Raw genomic sequence first — 18,506 nt, forward strand, 5'->3', positions numbered from 1 at the left:
CCGGCGTGGCGCGACGCGAACCGAGAGGGAAACGATGCACACGCCCGAGACGGATCACCGCTGGGCCCGTCTGTCGGCAGGGGTTCTCGCCGAGATCGCGGCCATCGACGCACGGCGGCTGGAGGTCGAGCGCGCCGGGCTGTCCCCGGACCGGCGGGCGGCTCTCGCCGAACCGGTGTATTCGGTCCGAACCCGGTTCGTCAGGTGGGAGTACCTGATCGGCTTGCTGGAGGCCGGCCCGGCGCCCATCGACTACTACGCGTTCAGCGAGTACGAGAACGACCTCGACACGCGCAGCAACCTGGAGGCCGTCCTGCTCGGGTCGTCCGAGTCGCTCCGATCCGAACTGGGACCGCTGCGGAAGTCCCTGGACGACCGCTTCATGGACGCCACCAGGGACGACGTGACGGGCGACCTGGATCCCTGGCTGCGCGCCTGGCGCGACTCCGCGCCGGCGGGGCACGGCTGGTGGCGGCGCGTGCCGAAGGCCGTCCCCTGGGACCGCTGACGACAGGCAGCGTTCCCGCGGGGCCCGTGTGCGCCTCACCGAGGGCGGGACGCGGGCCGGCGGGCCGCGGGCGCTGAAACGTTTCGGAAAGCCCGTTCGCGGGCGCCGTCCTTGGCCGCTTGACGGCCTTCGGTGGGCGGCTGGGCGTTCGCGCGCCCGCCCCCGGGGGTGGGGCGGCCACCTCCGGCCCGGCACACCGTCAGACGCCCGCAGAAGGCTTCCCGCACCCCGTCTGACCTGCGGTTTTTGCTTTTCCGAGGGTAGACTTTCCCCCTACGGAGAGGGGATCTGATGGACCGGGACATACGCACGGTCGAAGACGCGCTGAGGCTCCTGGACGGCCTGTTCGCACCGGAGGCCGACCGCTGGACGGCGGCCGGTGGGTCGTCCTGGTGGGACGGGTTCTACGCGGACCGCTCCCGGCCCGTGCCGTTCTTCGTGGAGAAGCCGGACGAGAACCTCGTCTCGTACCTCGACCGCGGCCTCGTCACCGGGGGCCGCGCCCTCGACCTGGGCTGCGGGCCGGGCCGCAACGCGCTCCACCTCGCTTCCCTGGGCTTCGAGGTGGACGCCGTGGACCTCTCCCCGACGGCCATCGCCTGGGCCGAGGACCGGGCGCGCGCATCGGGGGCCGACGTCCGCTTCCACCGCGGCGACGCGTTCGACCTCGTCGGAACGGAACTGAACGGCCCGTACGACCTGATCTACGACTCCGGCTGCTTCCACCACCTGCCGCCGCACCGCCGCATCAGCTACCTCGACGTCCTCGACCGGGCGTTGGCGCCCGGCGGCCACTTCGCCCTCGCCTGCTTCGCGGCCGGCGCGATGGGATCCGAACTCCCCGACGGCGACTTCTACCGGCAGTCCCGCCTCCACGGTGGTCTCGCCTACACCCCCGAGGCGCTGCGCTGGATCTTCTCGGACCTCGAAGAGGTCGAGTTGCGCCGTATGCGGGACGAGCCGCCCGAGTCCCCCCGCTTCGGTGAGGCCTTCCTCTGGACGGCCCTCTTCCGCCGCGACCACCCGCCGGCCGGAACCGACCGCGCTCCCTCAGACCACCGGCCCGGTCCGGAGCCGTCGCACGTCGCGCACGACTGAGACCACGGTGCCGAGGAAGATCGCAACCCCCGCGCAGGCCCACAGGACCGACGCCCCGGAGCGGTACTCGCGCACGCCCATGACGAGCAGCAACGTGCCGGGGAGGACGGAGAGAGCCGAGATCAGGGCGCTGATGCGGTGAGTCACGCGGGCATCGTCAACGACGGCCGTGCCCGGCGGTAGGGCCTGCCCACCGGATGGGATGCGTGGGAACGGGACGGGCCCGCACTCCTTGAAGGGGTGCGGGCCCGAAGCCGTAGGGGCGTTGTCGCCACCGGAGCATCACACGCCCCGGTGGGTCACTTCGCGCCCATCGCGTACCGGTACGACGTCTGGACGATGCTCCAGACCGTCTCCAACTCCGCCGCGTTCCTCGGCCCGTACACGAGCGTCACGTCCTGGACGGGGTGGTGCACCCCCCAGCCCGCCTCGATCACGTCGTCCTCGGCCTCTTTCGGGAGCGTGACGTGCAGCGAGCCGTCGTGGTGGGGGTGGATGTGGCCCCACTCCCGGCCGCGTTGGAAGGCCTCGGCGGGGCCCGAGCCGATGCCCTCGGGCAGGAAGAGCGCACGGGCGTGCGGGACCGAGACCAGCGTCGGGGCCATGTAGACGTGGGGCAGCGCGCGCATCCTCTCCCACAGTTCCTCCTGCAGCATGATCGGGGAGATCTGCGAGCCCTGGCCGTGCGGGGCCGGGCCGAAGACGTACGGGGCTGCGCCCTCGCGGGGGGTCAGGGTCAACATGACGGTGTTCCTTCCCGGCCGGTGAGCCGGCCATGGGTTGAGCGGTACCGGGAGCCGCGGACTGCGCGGACTGCGCGGTCTACGCGTCCGCTTCGGTGGCGAGTCGGTCGAGGAGCTGGAGGAGCCCGGTGGCGAGAACCGCAGGCGCAGGCGCTGCGGATCGTGCTGAACGGCTCCGCCGGGCGCACCTCGCTCGACAGCTTGGGGGCCCGCACTCGTGGCCGACTCAAGTCCGCCTCGCGGCCCACCGGGAAACCGCTCGGGTCTGTTACTTGCGGTCGCTGTTGAACTTCGAGGTCGACCAGAAGTAGCCGAGCACCGTCAGGGCTACGCACCAGGCGACGGCGAGCCACCCGTTGTGGCCGATCTCGGTGCCGAGCAGCAGACCGCGCAGGGTCTCGATGGCCGGCGTGAACGGCTGGTACTCGGCGATCGGCTGGAACCAGCCCGGCATGGACTCGGTGGGGGTGAAGGCGCTGGACAGGAGCGGCAGCAGGATCAGCGGCATCGCGTTGTTGCTCGCGGCCTCGGCGGTGGGGCTGACTAGACCCATGCCGACCGCGATCCAGGTCAGTGCCAGGGCGAAGAGGACGAGCAGCCCGAACGCCGCCAGCCACTCCAGGGCGCCGGCGTCGGTGGAGCGGAAGCCGATGGCGACGGCGACCAGGCCGACGAGGACCACGCTCATGATCGACTGCAGGACGCTTCCGACGACGTGCCCGACGAGCACCGAGGGACGGTGGATGGCCATGGTGCGGAAGCGGGCGATGATGCCTTCGCTCATGTCGGTGGAAACGGACACCGCGGTCCCGATCACGGTGGAGCCGATGGTCATCAGGAGCAGGCCGGGGACGAGGTAGGCGAGGTAGGCGGAGCGGTCCGGGACGCCGCCGTTGATGCCCGCGCTCATGGTGTCGCCGAAGATGTAGACGAACAGCAGCAGCAGCATGATCGGCGTGAGCAGCAGGTTCAGGGTGAGCGACGGGTAGCGCCGGGCGTGCAGGAGGTTGCGGCGCAGCATCGTGGACGAGTCGCGCACGGCGAGGGAGAGGGAGCTCATCGGACGGTCTCCTTGGGCTTGCCGGCCTGGCCGGTCGGGCTGGTCTGGTGCGTCTGGCCGTTCTGGTGGGCGACCTTGGCGCTGCCGGTGAGGGCGAAGAACACGTCGTCGAGGTCGGGGGTGTGCACGGTCAGCTCGTCGGCCTCGATGCCGGCCGCGTCCAACCGGTCGAGGATGGAGCTCAGTTCGCGCTGGCTGCCGCCGCTCGGGATCTGCAGGGACAGGGTCTCGTCGTTCCGACCGGCCTCGGGCACGGCGGAGGCGGCCGACCGGTAGGCGACGGGGTCGGTGAACCGGAGGCGGACGTGCCCGCCGGGGACGAGCCGCTTCAGCTCCTCGGCGCTCCCCTCGGCGGCGATCTTGCCGTCGTTCAGGACGGCGATCCGGTCGGCGAGTTCGTCGGCCTCCTCCAGGTACTGGGTGGTGAGGAAGACGGTGACGCCGCCCGTGACGAGTTCGCGGATGATCTCCCACATGTTGTGGCGGGAGCGTGGGTCGAGGCCGGTGGTCGGTTCGTCGAGGAAGATGATCCGCGGGTCGCCGACCAGGGTCATGGCGATGTCGAGCCGTCGCTTCATGCCGCCCGAGTAGGTGGAGGCGGGCTTCTTCGCGGCCTCGACGAGGTCGAAGCGCTCCAACAGCTCGGCGCTGACCCGCCGGCCCTCGCTCTTGGAGAGGTGGTGCAGGTCCGCCATGAGGAGCATGTTCTCCTCGCCGGTGATCAGGCCGTCGACGGCGGAGAACTGCCCGGTGACCCCGATCGCCGCGCGCACCGCCTGCGGGTCGGCGGCGAGGTCGTGGCCGCCGACGCGGATCTCGCCGGCGTCGGCGCCGATGAGGGTGGAGAGGATCTTGACGGCGGTGGTCTTGCCGGCGCCGTTCGGGCCCAGCAGGGCGAAGACGGTGCCCGTGGGAACGGCCAGGTCGACACCGTCCAGGACGGTCTTGTCGCCGTAGGACTTGCGCAGCCCGTTCGCCGCGATGGCCAGGTCGGTCATGAGGGGGTGCTCCTTCAGGGGCTGCGGATCAGAGGCTGCGGGCGGTGATGTCGCCGTGGGAGGTGGTGGCGTGGATGTTCAGCTCGGCGGCGGCGCCGTCGCTGTTCCGGAGCGCGTTGTGGATTCGGCCGGAGGAGGTGCCGGCGTCGAGGGAGGCGGAGACGCCGCGGGCGGCCCCGACCGAGATCTCGCCGGCCTCGGTGCGCAGCGTGACCGTGCCGCGTAGGGCCTCGGCGATGTGCAGATCGCCCTTCTTGGTGCTGATCTCGGCGGGGCCGCCGAGGCGACCGACCGAGATGTCGCCGGCGAGGAGGGTGAGGCGGGCGGTCGCGGTCTCGTCCAGCTTGACGGACCCCTGCGCGCCCTCGAAGGTGACCTCGCCGAGCCGTCCGACGCCCCGGAACTCGGCGCCGGCGGCCTTCGCCTCGACGTGCGAGCCGGCGGGCAGCTTGACCGTCACCTCCAGGGAGCCGGTGGCGCCGACGAGCCGGTTCTTCGTCTCCGAGGTCGCGATCCGCAGGGCACCGTCGCCGTACTCGACCGTGGTCTGCTCGGCCGCCTTCACGTCGCGGCCCTTGGAGGCGTCCGCGGGCAGCACCTCGACCACGGTGTCGGCCCGGTCGGCGGCGACGAAGCGGATGCGTCCCGCCGGGATGTCCAGGACGACCGAGACGGGGGCGGGGGTGTCGAACTTCTGCATGGCGCTCTCCTTGTGCATCGTGCGCTCCTTCCGGACCGCCGTTTCTGATGATGGAAACGCTACGTTGCATTCCTAGATCTGGCAACGCACTTGTTGCGCACGTGCGTGGTAAATCCAGGTCAACTATGGAATTTATTGCAATGGCCTTGAATCTAACGCAACAAACGCTTCCGTGATCATTGCAATGAGCTGGGTGTGAACGCTATGCTCGGGCACCACGGGCCACCCTGCAGGAGAGCCGGCAGATCGCGCCGGGATCGGCCGACGGCCTCGCCTACGCGGAGATCGCCACACGCCGGGACCGCCCGACCTCGACGATCACGCGCGAGGTGATGCGCAACGGCGGCCCCACCACGCCGACCCGACCCACCGCGCCACCGAACACCGCGCCCACCACCGCCGACGTCGGACCCCACCGCCTGAGCGGGCGCCCCGGTGAAGTGTGAACCGGGGCGCCCGTGCGGGCGGGTGCCGGGCGGAGTCGGCCGGCCCACCGCCGCCCGGCTCAGCGGATCAGTTCGTGCTCGCGTCGGGGGCGCGGAGCGGAAGCGGTCCCGGCGGCCGGTCCGGGATCCGAACCTCGGCCTGACGCCGAGTCAGCCGAGGAACTGGATGCCCTGACCATCGGAGTTCGACGCCATCCTCTGCCGGGACGACCCGCGATCGCGCTTCCCGTCCGAGCAGGCCGCTTCGGCGTTCGCCGAGACCGGCGAGGAACTCGCCCCCGCCGACTCGCGGCCGAGGTGGGTCGACCAGCGGGCCGGCACCGACCGCCCCGCCCCCGTCCCCGTCCCCGCCCCGGCCCTCGACCCGCCGGCCGGGACGGGCCGGGACGGGACAATGGCTCCATGACGTTTTCCGCAGGGGTACGCGCGCTCGCGCCGGACCAGGTCGGGCCGGCTCTTGAGGAGTTGCCGTCCTCGGGGGCGTGCGTGTTCCACGTCGACACCGGGTCGGCGACGGACATGACCTCGATCATCCGCGCGATCGCCGACGTCGTACCCATGGATCCCCCCACCACGGGGAGGAGCTGGGACGCCTTTTCGGACTCCCTGTGGGGCGGCGTCCACGAAGTGAACGCGGCTCGGGTCGCCCTCGTCGTGCGCGGTGAGTGCTGGTCGGAGTGTGTCGGCGACGTGCGGATCGCCCTGGACGTCTTTCAGGAGGTGGCGGCATCCCTGGCCGATGAGAAGGCAACGGTGAACAGACCCACCACCTTCGCGGTCTACGTCATCCCCCAGGCCCAGGCCCAGGCCCGGACCCGGCACGGGTCTTCTTCCTGAGGAGCGCACATGGACGAGAACGAGTGGTCGCCCGCCCATCAGGCGGTGGAGTCGAGCGATCACGCGACTCTCATACGCCTCCTCGACGAGGGTGCCGATGTCAATGAGGTCTCCTGCGGAATGACGTTCCTCCAGCACGCCATAGACGTCGAAGGAGACTCGGCACTCCGCTCGGACATTCCCGCCGACAGCCGGCTCACAGCCACCCTGCTCGCGTACGGGGTGGATCCGAACGCGCCCCCATACCGGCCTGCTCGGCGGCGACGGCCGACAGCACGTTAGGCTGACGTGGTGTCCGAGCTGAGAACCGAGCGTCTTGTGCTCCGCGGCTGGCGCGATACCGACCTCGCGCCGTGGGCCGCGATGAACTCCGATCCCGAAGTCCGTAGGCACTTCCCGGGGGTACTCACCCGGGAGCAGAGCCAGGCGTCCATGGCCCGCTTCCAAGCGGAGATCGACCGGCGGGGCTGGGGCTGGTGGGCGGTCGAGGTGGTCGCCACCGGTGAGTTCATCGGGTTCACCGGCTTGAGTCCGGTGGAAGACGTCATGCCCTTCACGGGTGTGGAGGCCGGCTGGCGCCTGGCCCGCTCGGCCTGGGGGCACGGCTATGCGAGCGAGGCGGCCCGGGCGGTAGTGGCCTTCGGCCTCGACTCCCTGGAGTTGCCGGAGATCCTGGCGGTGACCACGGTCACCAACCTGCGGTCCCAGGCCGTGATGCGCCGCATCGGCATGAGCCGTGATCCGGCCGATGACTTCGACGACCCGACCATGCCGCCCGGACCACTGCGTCCGAGCGTGCTGTATCGACTCCCACGCGGCAGCGGCAGCCATCGGCCCATCGAGCCGTAGCCTCCGCAGCGACCGCGGCAGGCCGGTCGGTGAGGGCGACATCGATGTGGATCTCGGGTTCGCCGGAAATGAAGGTCACGTCACCCCCTGCCAGGCGTCGGCTCCGAACGTGCCCTTGATGTCGGAGGCGACGGACGGGGGGTCGACGAGGAACCCGAGTTCGTACACGACCGTTTTGTCAGGGCTCTGCACGCGCATCCGGACCGGGCTCTCTCCCGGATGGGCTTGCAGGATCCGCTTCAGCTCCCGGATGGTCTTCTCGTGCATCCGGTGCGCTCGGAAAGACAGGAGCACCGGCGGTCTGCCACCGTGTTCGGCCGACGACACATCGAGTTCCACGACTTCGGACCCGATGATGTTCATGCTGCCGTCCCGGTCCTGGGCCCGTCCGGAGACGGAGACGACGCTGTCGGGGACGAGGGCGTGGCCGACGAGTTGGTAGGTGGCGGGGAAGAAGCAGACCTCGATCGCGGCGTCCCGGTCGGCGAGGGTGACGGCTGCCCACGCGTTGCCCTGTTTGGTCATCTTCCGGTCGACGCCGGTGATCAGACCGGCGATCTTCACCGGCCCCTCATGCCCGCTCGCCATGATCTCCGTGACGGTGGTGTCCCGGTTGCGGGAGAGGATGTGCTCGGTGCCGTCCAGCGGGTGCGCGGAAACGTACAGGCCGAGCATCTCGCGCTCGGTGGCCAGTAGCTGCTTCCGCGGCCACTCCTCCTCGGAGATCGGGAAGTCCAGGCCGAAGGCCGGTGCGTCGGCGGCGCCGCCCATGCCCGCGAACAGGTCGTCCTGCCCGTACGCCTCGGCCTTCTTCACCGGAATGATCGCGTCGATGGCTTCCTCGTGGGCAGCGACCAAACCCTTGCGGCTGTGCCCGAGCGAGTCGAACGCGCCCGCCTTGATCAGCGACTCGACGGCCCGCTTGTTCAGCGCCCCGATCTCCGACTTGTCGAGGAAGTCGGCGAAGGAGGCGTACTTCCCGTGGTTCTTCCTGGAACTCACGAGGGAGTCGATGACACCCTCACCCACGTTCCGGACGGACTTCAAGCCGAAGCGCACGTCCTCGCCGATGGCGGTGAACTCGGCGACGGACTCGTTGACGTCCGGCTGCAGCACGTTCACGCCGCTCTTTCGGGCGTCGGCCAGGTAGATGGCGGCCTTGTCCTTGTCGTCGCCGACGGACGTCAGGAGGGCAGCCATGTACTCCGCGGGGAAATTCGCCTTCAGGTAAGCGGTCCAGAAGGAGACCAATCCGTACCCGGCCGTGTGTGACTTGTTGAACGCGTAACCGGAGAAGGGCAGCATGACGTCCCAGAGAGCCTTGATGGCTTCCTCCGAGTAGCCGTTCTCCCGCATCCCGCCGTGGAACTTGTCCCACTCGGCGGCGAGCACTTCCGGCTTCTTCTTGCCCATCGCGCGGCGCAGGAGGTCGGCGCCGCCGAGGGTGTAGCCGGCCAACTGACGGGCGATCGCCATGATCTGCTCTTGGTAGACCAGCAGATGGAAGGTGGTGCCCAGGATGGGTTCCAGGGGTTCCCGAAGCTCGGGATGGATGGGCTCGATCTCCTGGCGGCCGTTCTTGCGGTGCGCGTAGTTGGTGTGCGCGTTCGCGGCCATCGGGCCGGGACGGTACAGCGCGAGGGCCGCCGCGATGTCCTCGAACCGCGTGGGTTCCATCAGCTTGAGCAGGGTACGCATGCCGCCGCCGTCGAGCTGGAAGACCCCGAACGTGTCACCGCTCGCCAGGAGTTCGTACGTCCTCTTGTCATCCAGCGGGATGGTCTCGGTCGACAGGTCCAGCCCGCGGTTCTCGCGAACGTTCTGGATGGCCTGGTCGATGACACCCAGGTTGCGCAGCCCGAGGAAGTCCATCTTGACCAACCCCATGTTTTCGCAGCTGGGGTAGTCGAATCCGGTGATCTTGACGCCGTCCTTGGCCCGCATGTGCAGCGGGATGCGGTCGGTCAGTCTCGTCTTGGACAGGATCACCGCGGCGGCGTGGACGCCGGTGTTGCGGATGAGGCCTTCGACGCCGAGGGCGCCGTCGATGACCTTCTTCACGTCCGGTTCGTTCTCGTACATCGTGCGGGCCTCACCGGCCTCGCCGTACCGCGGGTGCGAAGGGTCGAAGAGACCGGTGATGGGCATGCCCTTGCCCATGACGTCCGGGGGCCAGGCCTTCGTGATGCGCTCACCGTGCGCGAAGGGGTAGCCCAGCAGCCGCGAGGTGTCCTTGATCGCGTTCTTGGCCTTGAGCTTGCCGAAGGTGTTCACCATGGCGGTGAACTCGTCGCCGTACTTCTCCACGACGTAGCGGACCATCTGGTCGCGCTTGCGGTCGTCGAAGTCGAGGTCCACGTCCGGCGGGTTGATGCGCTCCGGGTTGAGGAAGCGCTCGAACAGGAGCCCGTGCTCCAGCGGGCACAGCTCGGTGATACGGGTGGCGTAGGCGACGATCGAGCCGGTGGCCGAGCCGCGGCCCGGCCCGACGGGGATCTTGTTGTCCCGGGCGTACTTGCAGATGTCCGCGACCACGAGGAAGTACGAGGAGAAGCCCATCGGTCCGATGACCGTCATCTCGGTCTCGAAGCGCTCCATGACCGACTCCGGGATCGGCGAGCCGTAGCGCATCTCCAGGCCCTTGAGGACGTCCCTGCGCAGCCAGGACTCCTGCGTTTCCCCCTCCGGGACGTCCGGGAAGTCCGGCATCTCGTTCTTCTCGGCGAAGACCTCGTCGTACGACTCGATGCGCTCGGCGATCAGCAGGGTGTTGTCGCACGCCTCGGGGAGTTCGGAGAACAGCTCCCGCATCTGCTCGGCGGTCTTGAGGTAGTAGCCGGAGCCGTTGAACCGGAAGCGGCCCGGGTCGTCCTTGTTCTTGCCGACGCCGATGCACAGGAGGTTGTCGTGCGCGTCCGCGTGCTCTTCCAGGACGTAGTGCGCGTCATTGGTGGCGAGGAGCGGGATGCCGAGGTCCTTCGCCAGCCGCAGCAGACCACCGCGCACATTGCGTTCCAGGTCCAGGCCGTGGTCCATCAGCTCCAGGAAGTAGTTCTCCTTCCCGAAGACGTCCTGATAGGCGCCTGCGACCGCCCTGGCCTCGTCGTACTGATTGAGGCGCAGACGTGTCTGAATGGCCCCCGACGGGCATCCGGTCGTGGCGATGATGCCGCCGGCGTGCTCCGAGATCAGCTCCATGTCCATACGCGGCTTGCCGGCGGGAAACTGACCCGTGTAGGACGCTTCCGTCGACATGAAGAAGAGGTTCCGCAGACCCTCGACGTTGCGGGCCCACATCGTCATGTGGGTGAAACGGCCGCCACCCGAGACGTCCTTGGAGCCCTCACCGTCCTCGGACATGGCCCGCTGCCCTCCGGGCCCCCAGAACTCCTGCTTGCGGGCCCGCCGAGAGGACGGAGCGACGTACGCCTCGATGCCGACGATCGGCTTCACACCGTCGAAGCCCTTCGCCACCTGCTGGAACTCGTACGCCCCGAACATGTTCCCGTGGTCGCTCATCGCGATGGCGGGCATGCCCTGACGGGCCACCTCGGCGAACATCGGCTTGAGCCGCTGGGCGCCGTCGAGCATCGAGTATTCGGTGTGATTGTGCAGGTGAACAAAGCTGTCGGCCACCGGGAAGGCACCTCCGAAGCTGGTCGTGGGAGGCCCCCACCCAACCACGACCACCCTGCCGGTCACCTGCTTCTGAGCCACCTCGGCGGGCCGCGTGGCGCCCGATGGGACGGGGACCGGTTGAAGGGAACAGGCCAAGGCCCGCAGGGGGAGTGGGCCCGATGGAGGGCAGCCGCTCCGGTTTCCCCCGCACCGTCCTCCCCGTCCTCCACGGCCTGCCGCCCACACCCCCGATCTGGCCGGAAAACGCCGGATGGTGCTCGGCACCACGACGAGGGTTCGAACGAGGGCCTGCCTCCCGGGTCATCGGAGGCAACGGTCAGGATGACGGTCGCGTCAGACCGAACGAGTCGGTGCGCTACCCCGCGATGCATCGCATCCCGCCTTGCCGACCGCCGGATCGGGGCGCGGCAGCCGGTTTTCGGCCCTCGGCCCGGCGCCCCCCGGACACCCCGCACCGCTGCCGGGCAGGCGGCCGGGCGGCGGGGCGGCCTCGTGTCGACGCACGACCGCTCTTGACAGTGAGACGCCGGCACGCCAGCCTTTCACTACTTCCTTAGTGAAAGGAGGATGAACGGTGTGATCGAGTACCGCATCGACCGGCGCAGTGGTGTGGCCACCTATCTCCAGATCGTGCAGCAGACCAAACACGCGCTCCGCCTGGGCCTGTTGGAACCGGGCGACCGGCTGCCCACAGCCCGCGAGGTGGTCGAGGCCCTGGCCATCAACCCCAACACCGTGCTCAAGGCGTACCGGGAACTCGAACGCGAAGGCTTGGTCGAGGGCCGCCGGGGGCTCGGTACCTTCGTCCGCCGGACGCTGGGCGACGGCAGGGCGGCAGACGGCGCGCTGCGCACCGAGCTCGCCCAGTGGCTGGCACGGGCCCGGCGGGCGGGCCTGGAGCAGGACGACATCACCGCACTGTTCACCTCCGTACTGAGCGAGTCCGACAGTGAACCGAACCAGGGGGACGAACAATGACGGCAGCGATCGAAGCGCACGGCCTCGGACGGAGGTTCCGCCGGGGCGGTTGGGCCCTGAAGGAGTGTTCCTTCCGGCTCCCCGCCGGCCGCATCTGTGCCCTGGTCGGCCGCAACGGGGCCGGCAAGTCCACCCTGCTGGCCGTGGCCGCCGGCGTACTGAAGCCCACCGAGGGCACCCTGACGACCCCACCTCGCGAGGCCGTCGCCTACGTCGCCCAGGACAAGCCGCTCTACCCGCGACTGACCGTCGCCGAGACGCTGCGGATGGGCGCCGACCTGAATCCCGGCCGCTGGGACGCGACCGCCGCGGGCAAAGTGGTGGAAGCCGGCGGCCTGGACCCGGCCATGCGCGTCCGCGCCCTGTCCGGCGGCGGGCGCTCCCGACTCGCCCTGGCCCTGGCTCTCGGCAAGCGGCCCGCACTGCTGCTCCTGGACGAGGCGCTCTCCGACGTGGACCCGCTCGCCCGCCGCCAACTGCTGGGGACCGTATTGGCGACGGTCGCCGAACACGGCACCACCGTCCTGATGTCCTCGCACGTCCTCTCCGAGCTGGAGGACGCCTGCGACCACCTGCTCCTGATCGACGGCGGCCGGGTCCGGCTCGGCGGCTCGGTCGACGACCTCCTGCGAGCCCACAGTCTGGTCTCCGGACCGACCCGCGACCTGACCCCCCACACGGTGATCACGGCGCGCTCCACCGGGCGCCAACTCACCGCTCTGATCCGCCCGCAAGGGCCGTGGAGCACCGACGGCGAAGGCCAAGACGACGGCGGCGGCGACGGCGACAGCTACGTCCGGGCCGTCGAACCCACCCTGGAGGAACTGCTGCTCGCCTACCTGGGTGCCCCGCACGTCCCGGCCCTGCTCACCCCGGCCATGGAGGCAGCGGCATGACCCTCCTCGACCTTCGCGGACCCCTTCGGGTCAATATCGGTCTGCACCGCCACGTGCTGTGGGCCGCCTTCGCCCTCGTGCTGCTCGCCGCCATCGCCCTGCCCGCCGGCCGCTGGTACGTCCAGTCACTGACCGCGGACCTCGCGGCGACCGGCTGCAAGGTGGAGAACACGGTGCACGGCTGCGGAATCCAAGTCCGCGGCTTCCTCTCCCGCAGCCTGTACGTCAACAAGATGTTCAGCTACATCGGGATGGCCGTGGGGGTACTGCCCCTGCTCCTCGCCGCGTTCGTCGCAGGCCCGCTGATCGGGCGCGAGTTCGAGTCCGGCACCTACCGGCTCCAGTGGACCCAGTCGGTCAGTCCGGCCCGTTGGCTGGCCGCGAAGCTGGCGGTGCCGGTCGGCGCCGTACTCCTCGTCCTGCCCGCTTTCGTACTCCTGGCAGCCTGGATCCGGCGGGGATCGCTGGACACCTGGTACCCGGTCCCGTGGGACGACCTCCCCGTCTACCAGATGATCGGACCGGTCGCGGTGGGCTACGCCCTCCTAGGCATCGCCGGCGGCGCCCTGGCCGGCCTGCTGACCGGACGCACGGTGCCGGCCATGGCTTCGGCCGTCAGCGCGGTCGGGGCCGTTGAAGCGATGCTCATCCTGCTCCGCCCCCGGCTCTGGCCCGCCCTCGACGGACACCCGCGCGGCGGGGGCATCTGGGACGTCTCCGCGGCGGGCGGAAGCGTGCCCCTCTACCACCCCGAGTCCCACTTCTGGCCGCTGCAACTGGTCGAGAGCACGATCCTGCTCACCCTCACCGCCGCCGCCACCCTTGCCGCCTTCGCGCTCCTGCGCCGGCGCCACCGCTGACCGCCGGTCGTGGGCGCGGGTCCCGGCGACTCCGCCCCTTCTCGGCCCTACTCCTACCGAGCAGGGTCACGAGGTCTGTACGGGCAGCTCGACCACCCTGTGCCGCGGACCCACGAGCTTCTCCAGGGAGGCGGGCAGCCGACTCGCGTACCGGGCGTGGAACACCTCGGCCGCCGAGGGCGCCGCCCTGCCGGCGGGAAGCTGCTTGGCCGTGGACGTGATCATCCCGCCTCCCGCCCGTCCCCGGTACCGCAACGTGACACCCGGCCCCGGCGGCCACCCGGCACGCCCCGCACACCCGGTGCCCCGCCCCCCTCCGGCGGCCCCCCGCAAGCCCGCCGCCGGCGGCTTGGCCGGCGACGGTCTGGGAGCGCGTGCCGCCCCCCGACGACAATGTCGCCACCGGGGAGCGCGCACCGCCGCGGCCGGCGTACCGGAATGGCCGGGGAGCGAACAGCAGCCCAGGTCAGTGCGGGGGTGACCGATGGTAACCGACCTTCGAGCCATAGGATTTGGCAATGATCAAAGCGCGGTTCGTCGGAGGTCCTCTCGACGGCTTCATGGGGGAACAGACCACCAAGGTCTCGGTGAAGGTCCACCGCCACGGGCAGCTGATCGGAAGCTACGTCCCCGGGCCTGACGGAGCCGGCGCCGCTGTCTACCAGTGGCATTCCGCTGCCGTCGAAGGGAACGAGCCGCCGGTGGAGGAAAGCGTCGACCCTCCCTGACCAGGACCCCGGGAACCTGCACGCCGGCCCCTCACCCAGGGAGCACCGTCGTCTCCTGCGGTGTCGGGTGCTGCGCCAACCAGGCTCCGTAAGCCCGCACACTGCCCCGGTCCCGCAGCGTGTCCAAAGCGAGCAGGAGGGACGGGGGGATCTTCAACCGAGGCTCACTGCCGCGAACGAGGCGGCTCATGTGGGCCCGGACGATGGCCAGGACGGCGGCGCTGGCGAGGTCCTGGTCCTTCCAGCGAAGCCGGGGCGGCGGCACGTGCGTGTCCTCGCCCGCCAGCCACCGGTCCGGCAGGTCGGGGCGGATGGCCAAGGCCGTGGCCACGCCGACCACCGCGAAGCCCCGCTCCAGGACCCGCTCGGCAGTCGTGCGGCGGCCGATCCCTCCCGTCAGCATGAGCGGCATGGAGGCGACTTCCACGAGCCGTTCGGCCAGGGAGAGGAAGTACGCCTCCCTGTCGAGCATGGTTTCGTCGGAGGTACGGCCCATGGTCGCCGCGCTCTCGACGCTGCCGCCGGAGAGTTCCACGAGGTCCACGCCGAGGCCGTCCAGGAACCCGAGCACGCGTGCCACTTCGTCCGTGTCGAAGCCACCGCGCTGGAAGTCGGCCGTGTTGATTTTCACGCCCACGGCGAAGTCCTCGGACACCCGGGCGCGGACCGACTTCACGATCTCGATGAGCAGCCTGGCCCGGTTCTCCAGGCCGCCGCCCCACCGGTCGCCCCGCCGGTTGACCCGTGGAGACAGGAACTGGCTCAGGAGGTAGCCGTGGGCGGCGTGGATCTGGACCCCGTGGAAGCCGGCCTCCTCGGCGAGAGAGGCGGTGGTGGCGAAGCGGGCGATGGTGGCCTCGATGTCCGACTCGTCCATGGCCGTGGGCCGGGCGAACGCCGACGTGTGCTTGCCCAGGCTGACGCCGACATCGGACGGCGCCCAGGCGACGCCGGGCAGGTCGGCGCGGACCTGCCGGCCGGGGTGGTTGATCTGCATCCAGACCTGCGCGCCGCCCGATCCGGCGGCTGCGGCCCAACGGCGAAACGGCTCAAGAGGTGTCTCGGCGTCGAGCACGATGGTTCTCGGCGAGGTCAACGCACGTCTGTCCACCATGACGTTGCCCGTGATGACGAGGCCACTGCCCCCTCGGGCCCATTGGCGGTAGAGATCCTCGATCTCGGCCCCCGGCAGTTGTCCGGGCTGGCGGGCCATGCTCTCTTCCATGGCGGCCTTTGCCACCCGGTTCGGCAGCCAGGATCCGTTGGGCAGTTCAAGAGGCGCGAAAAGGTGCATGGGAGTTCCTCCTGGATCTCGTCCCTGACGACTCGTGGTCGGCTTTGGTTGTGTCCTGTCGCCTGTGCGGTGGCTGGGGTGAGCGGTGGTCGGGCGTGCGGTGGTCGGGTGTGCGGTGGTCGGGTGAGTGACGGCTATGTCGCGGTGACATGTCAGCGGTGACTATGTCAGCGGTGGCTGTGTGCGCGGTGGCTGTGTGCGCGGTGACCGTTTGCGCGGTGGCTACCGCGGAGGGGGCCATGTCGGAGGGGAGACCGGCCGACGGGAGACGGGAGGGTCGGGTACGGCTTCAGCGCGCCCGGCGCCCCGGGAGCCGACCGGCGACCCGGTCACCGACATCCCACCTCCGCCCGTACCGGGTCGGCCGCGGTGCGCGCGGGGTCATGTGCGGCTCCCCGTGAGGGCGGCCGATCGCCGGATCTCCTGGACCCGGGGGGAGCGGGCCAGGGCGTCGGACAGCCTGACGAGGTCTTCGGCGTCCTCGGTGGACGTCAACGTCCACCTGTCCTCCGGATTGACCGTCGGCCGCGCGGCCGCCTTCGCGATGACGGCACCGGCGATCACCGAGGCGTCTGCCTCGCCGCGCGCCCGGCGGCGTTCGGCGTGTTCGGCCAGGGCCTCCGCGTAGACCCTCCGGCCGGTCGACGCGTCGAAATAGGGGCCGAGCCGAAGGACGGCGTCGTGGATGTCCCGCTCGCGCTGCATGAGGCGCAGGTCCATCGGCCGCCACCAGCTCATGGGCTTCGGGCGGGTCTGGGGGATTTCCGACTGGATCTCCAGCCAGAGCGGCTTGAGCTGTTGGAACTGCTGGAACATCCCCCAGCGGGAACTGGCCCCTTGCCCGATGGGGGGAATGAGGAAACCCGCGGCGACCAACGGGGCGGAGAAGCCGGCCAGGGAGAACGCGGCATGGGTGCTCAGCCAGTCGAGGTTCCCGCCCGACCAGCGCGCCACGACGGCCGTGTACTTCAGCAGGTCGAAGACGAACGCGAAGGACGAGCCGGTGGCGATGGTGAGCAGGCCGATGCGCAGGCTTCCGGGTACCTGGCGGGACCACCGCCAGCACAGCACCGTCATGGTGACCGCCGCGACCGTGTGCGCGGCGAGGTAGAGCACGATCATCTCGCGGATGAACGGCGTGGTGGCGTAGTACGTGTCCAGGTCGCGGAGCCGCTCGACGGGTGCGTCGCCCAGCGCGAAGAGCAGCGCGATCGCCGCCATCACGACCAGGTAGGCGGTGAGGCACAACCGGGTCTGCCGCCGGGTGCGTGCCTCGTTGTCGTTCCCCCGCCAGTGGATCAACAAGACGATGTTGATGCCGTCGAACGCGGTGAGAATGCAGTACACGATCGGCGCTGCGATATTGGGTGTGCCGAACCAGCTGTTGATCTTCGCCAGGTGTGGCGGGGCCGCGGTGACGAAGATGAGCGCCCCGAGGAACAGCGTCCCGCAGACGGCTCGAAGGATCGGGTCCTTCGGGTTCTTCCGCAAGTCCCAGAGCTTGATGAGCGTGGCGACCAGCAGGCCGCCGGCCGAGCAGAGGAATGCCGTGCCGCCGCTCACCGCGGGCCACCGGGTTCGGAGTGACCGAAGACCGGGGCGGGGGGCGCGGGGGCGTGGACCGCCCTGACCCGAGCCCCGTGGGGAGGAGTCCGCATGTTCAGTTGCTCTCCGAATGGGCGGCGTCGACCAGGAGGTCCGTCGGGTGGATCCTGGAGAAATGCCGGCTGAGTTCCGCGAGCCCGTTCGTGCCGGAGATCCGGATCAGCAGGGGCCCCGAGGTGTCCTCGCCGGCGTCCGCCGGCGGGCGCTCGGCGTCCGGTGGGCAGGCGACCGGCGCGCACGCGAGAGCTGCCTTGATCGTGGCCGCCTCCGCCACGACCAGGGCGGCCTCGGGTTCGAAGCACCGTTCCGTCGCATAGCGTTCGGCCGCCGCACGGTGCCTGGCGTCGAGATGGGGCGCCAGGTTCAGCAGGCGATCGGCGATCTCCGTGGCCCTCAGGGTGGCTCGCATCTCCAGGGAGGAGGTCCTGGCGATGCGCATGGGAACTCCGGTGCCGACCCAGGGTTCCAAAGCGCGCCACAGGGGCTCCATGCGGCGGTAGGCGTGCCACGCGTCCCACATCGATTCCAGTCGCGGTCCGACGACCGGAATGAGGAACCCGACGGTGGTCATGAGAGCGCCCAAGCCGGCCAGGGGAGGGGCGATGTCGGTGCTGAGCACGTCCCAGGCGTCCGTTCCGGCCCAGCGGGCGGCCACGGCGACGAACTTGAGGACGGCGAAGGCCAGCCCCAGGCCGAAGGCCGTGACGAGGGTGAGCAGGCCCCAGCGGGTCCAGCCCGCCTTCGCCGCCCGGAGTTCGGCCGACCAGCGCCAGCACTTCGTCATCACGACCGTGGCGGTGGCCGCGTGGGCGGTCAGGTACAGCAGGATCATCTCGCCGATGAAGGGGGTGGTCGCGTAGAAGGTGTCGAGGTCGCGCGGCCGTTCCGCGGGTACGTCGCTGAGGCTGAACAGGACGCAGAAGGTCGAGATGACGCAGGCGGTGGCGGCGACCCACAGCCTGGTGTGCCGCCGGACGGTCGCTTCGGGTCCGCCGCGCCAGTGCAGCAGCAGGACCATCGAAGCGCAGGACAGGCACGACAGGAAGCAGTAGACGATCAGGGCCGACACGTTCGAGATGCCCGTCACCCTGTTGACGCGTTCGACGGTCGGCGGCGCGGCGAAGACGAATCCCCCGCCGGAGGCGACGATGATCACGAAGATCGCCTGGGACATCGGTGAACGCCGACTGTGCCACAGGGAGGGGAGCTTCACCGCGAGCGCGATGGCCAGCGCGAACGCGGGTATGTAGTAGTCCGACCGCTGCAT

19 protein-coding genes and 1 pseudogene are annotated in these 18,506 nt (G+C 70.0%); 10 read left to right on the top strand and 10 right to left on the bottom strand.

What is annotated here, in order from left to right; all coding sequences use genetic code 11:
• Positions 1-34: 34 nt before the first annotated feature.
• Together ACFVXJ_RS23880 and ACFVXJ_RS23885 are read left to right on the top strand one after the other, a co-directional pair.
• Entirely contained in the window at positions 35-508 is a 474-nt protein-coding gene (locus tag ACFVXJ_RS23880; RefSeq protein ID WP_389664504.1) for a hypothetical protein, read from the top strand.
• Positions 509-799: 291 nt separating this feature from the next.
• Complete coding sequence (locus tag ACFVXJ_RS23885) at positions 800-1,606, top strand: class I SAM-dependent methyltransferase (RefSeq protein WP_389664505.1); 807 nt, start codon at positions 800-802, stop codon at positions 1,604-1,606.
• Here the strand turns inward: ACFVXJ_RS23885 and ACFVXJ_RS23890 are convergent.
• The 5 genes from ACFVXJ_RS23890 to ACFVXJ_RS23910 all read right to left on the bottom strand — a co-directional run bounded on the left by ACFVXJ_RS23890 (position 1,559) and on the right by ACFVXJ_RS23910 (position 5,107).
• On the bottom strand, positions 1,559-1,753 hold the full coding sequence (locus ACFVXJ_RS23890; protein ID WP_389664507.1) for a hypothetical protein: 195 nt from the start codon (positions 1,751-1,753) through the stop codon (positions 1,559-1,561). The two genes, ACFVXJ_RS23885 and ACFVXJ_RS23890, sit on opposite strands and share 48 nt — an antisense overlap.
• Before the next feature lie 152 nt (positions 1,754-1,905).
• Positions 1,906-2,349 (bottom strand): luciferase family protein, encoded by a 444-nt coding sequence (locus ACFVXJ_RS23895; protein WP_389664509.1) that lies wholly within the window; start codon positions 2,347-2,349, stop codon positions 1,906-1,908.
• Positions 2,350-2,617: 268 nt separating this feature from the next.
• Positions 2,618-3,409 carry an ABC transporter permease gene (locus ACFVXJ_RS23900; RefSeq protein ID WP_389664512.1) on the bottom strand — a complete coding sequence of 264 codons (792 nt, stop codon included), beginning with the start codon at positions 3,407-3,409 and terminating at the stop codon, positions 2,618-2,620.
• Positions 3,406-4,407: an ATP-binding cassette domain-containing protein gene (locus ACFVXJ_RS23905; RefSeq protein ID WP_389664514.1), complete on the bottom strand. Its 1,002-nt coding sequence runs from the start codon at positions 4,405-4,407 to the stop codon at positions 3,406-3,408. The genes ACFVXJ_RS23900 and ACFVXJ_RS23905 overlap by 4 nt, the downstream gene beginning before the upstream one ends.
• A 28-nt stretch (positions 4,408-4,435) precedes the next feature.
• Positions 4,436-5,107 carry a DUF4097 family beta strand repeat-containing protein gene (locus tag ACFVXJ_RS23910; RefSeq protein ID WP_389664565.1) on the bottom strand — a complete coding sequence of 224 codons (672 nt, stop codon included), beginning with the start codon at positions 5,105-5,107 and terminating at the stop codon, positions 4,436-4,438.
• A 227-nt stretch (positions 5,108-5,334) separates the two neighbouring features.
• Between ACFVXJ_RS23910 and ACFVXJ_RS23915 the strand changes: the two are divergent.
• The 4 genes and pseudogenes from ACFVXJ_RS23915 to ACFVXJ_RS23930 all read left to right on the top strand — a co-directional run.
• Positions 5,335-5,540, top strand: a pseudogene (locus tag ACFVXJ_RS23915) (helix-turn-helix domain-containing protein); the annotation flags it as partial.
• Positions 5,541-5,955: 415 nt separating this feature from the next.
• Complete coding sequence (locus ACFVXJ_RS23920; RefSeq protein ID WP_389664516.1) at positions 5,956-6,390, top strand: hypothetical protein; 435 nt, start codon at positions 5,956-5,958, stop codon at positions 6,388-6,390.
• Between the two features lie 9 nt (positions 6,391-6,399).
• Positions 6,400-6,672 (top strand): ankyrin repeat domain-containing protein, encoded by a 273-nt coding sequence (locus ACFVXJ_RS23925; protein ID WP_389664518.1) that lies wholly within the window; start codon positions 6,400-6,402, stop codon positions 6,670-6,672.
• 9 nt (positions 6,673-6,681) lie between these two features.
• The gene (locus ACFVXJ_RS23930) at positions 6,682-7,239 is read left to right on the top strand and encodes a GNAT family N-acetyltransferase (RefSeq protein WP_389664520.1); all 558 of its coding nucleotides are present in this window, start codon (positions 6,682-6,684) and stop codon (positions 7,237-7,239) included.
• Positions 7,240-7,314: 75 nt separating this feature from the next.
• Here ACFVXJ_RS23930 and dnaE read toward each other — a convergent pair whose 3' ends face one another.
• A complete protein-coding gene (gene dnaE / locus ACFVXJ_RS23935; RefSeq protein ID WP_389664522.1) occupies positions 7,315-10,875 on the bottom strand; it encodes a DNA polymerase III subunit alpha in 3,561 nt (1,186 codons plus the stop codon).
• Between the two features lie 570 nt (positions 10,876-11,445).
• Between dnaE and ACFVXJ_RS23940 the strand changes: the two genes are divergently transcribed.
• The 3 genes from ACFVXJ_RS23940 to ACFVXJ_RS23950 are packed head-to-tail and all read left to right on the top strand — an operon-like array spanning position 11,446 to position 13,612.
• Positions 11,446-11,856, top strand: coding sequence for a GntR family transcriptional regulator (locus tag ACFVXJ_RS23940; RefSeq protein WP_389664524.1), 411 nt, complete (start codon positions 11,446-11,448; stop codon positions 11,854-11,856).
• Positions 11,853-12,752, top strand: a complete 900-nt coding sequence (locus ACFVXJ_RS23945; RefSeq protein WP_389664526.1) for an ABC transporter ATP-binding protein — start codon at positions 11,853-11,855, stop codon at positions 12,750-12,752. The genes ACFVXJ_RS23940 and ACFVXJ_RS23945 overlap by 4 nt, the downstream gene beginning before the upstream one ends.
• The gene (locus ACFVXJ_RS23950; RefSeq protein WP_389664528.1) at positions 12,749-13,612 is read left to right on the top strand and encodes a hypothetical protein; all 864 of its coding nucleotides are present in this window, start codon (positions 12,749-12,751) and stop codon (positions 13,610-13,612) included. Before ACFVXJ_RS23945 ends, ACFVXJ_RS23950 begins: the two co-directional genes overlap by 4 nt.
• Positions 13,613-13,678: 66 nt before the next feature.
• On the opposite strand, the gene ACFVXJ_RS23955 is transcribed toward ACFVXJ_RS23950, so the two are convergent.
• Positions 13,679-13,837: a hypothetical protein gene (locus ACFVXJ_RS23955; protein ID WP_389664530.1), complete on the bottom strand. Its 159-nt coding sequence runs from the start codon at positions 13,835-13,837 to the stop codon at positions 13,679-13,681.
• Positions 13,838-14,130: 293 nt separating this feature from the next.
• Here ACFVXJ_RS23955 and ACFVXJ_RS23960 point away from each other — a divergent pair, with 293 nt between their 5' ends.
• Positions 14,131-14,340 carry a hypothetical protein gene (locus ACFVXJ_RS23960; protein ID WP_389664532.1) on the top strand — a complete coding sequence of 70 codons (210 nt, stop codon included), beginning with the start codon at positions 14,131-14,133 and terminating at the stop codon, positions 14,338-14,340.
• Between the two features lie 31 nt (positions 14,341-14,371).
• Here the strand turns inward: ACFVXJ_RS23960 and ACFVXJ_RS23965 are convergent, their stop codons facing one another.
• The 3 genes from ACFVXJ_RS23965 to ACFVXJ_RS23975 form a co-directional block, all read right to left on the bottom strand.
• Entirely contained in the window at positions 14,372-15,634 is a 1,263-nt protein-coding gene (locus ACFVXJ_RS23965) for a 2,4-dienoyl-CoA reductase (RefSeq protein WP_389664534.1), read from the bottom strand.
• A gap of 381 nt (positions 15,635-16,015) precedes the next feature.
• Positions 16,016-17,197 (bottom strand): MAB_1171c family putative transporter, encoded by a 1,182-nt coding sequence (locus tag ACFVXJ_RS23970; protein WP_389664536.1) that lies wholly within the window; start codon positions 17,195-17,197, stop codon positions 16,016-16,018.
• A gap of 97 nt (positions 17,198-17,294) precedes the next feature.
• Positions 17,295-18,506: an MAB_1171c family putative transporter gene (locus ACFVXJ_RS23975; protein ID WP_389664538.1), complete on the bottom strand. Its 1,212-nt coding sequence runs from the start codon at positions 18,504-18,506 to the stop codon at positions 17,295-17,297.

The organism is Streptomyces sp. NPDC058279 (genome assembly GCF_042881255.1).
Classification (GTDB): Bacteria; Actinomycetota; Actinomycetes; order Streptomycetales; family Streptomycetaceae; genus Streptomyces.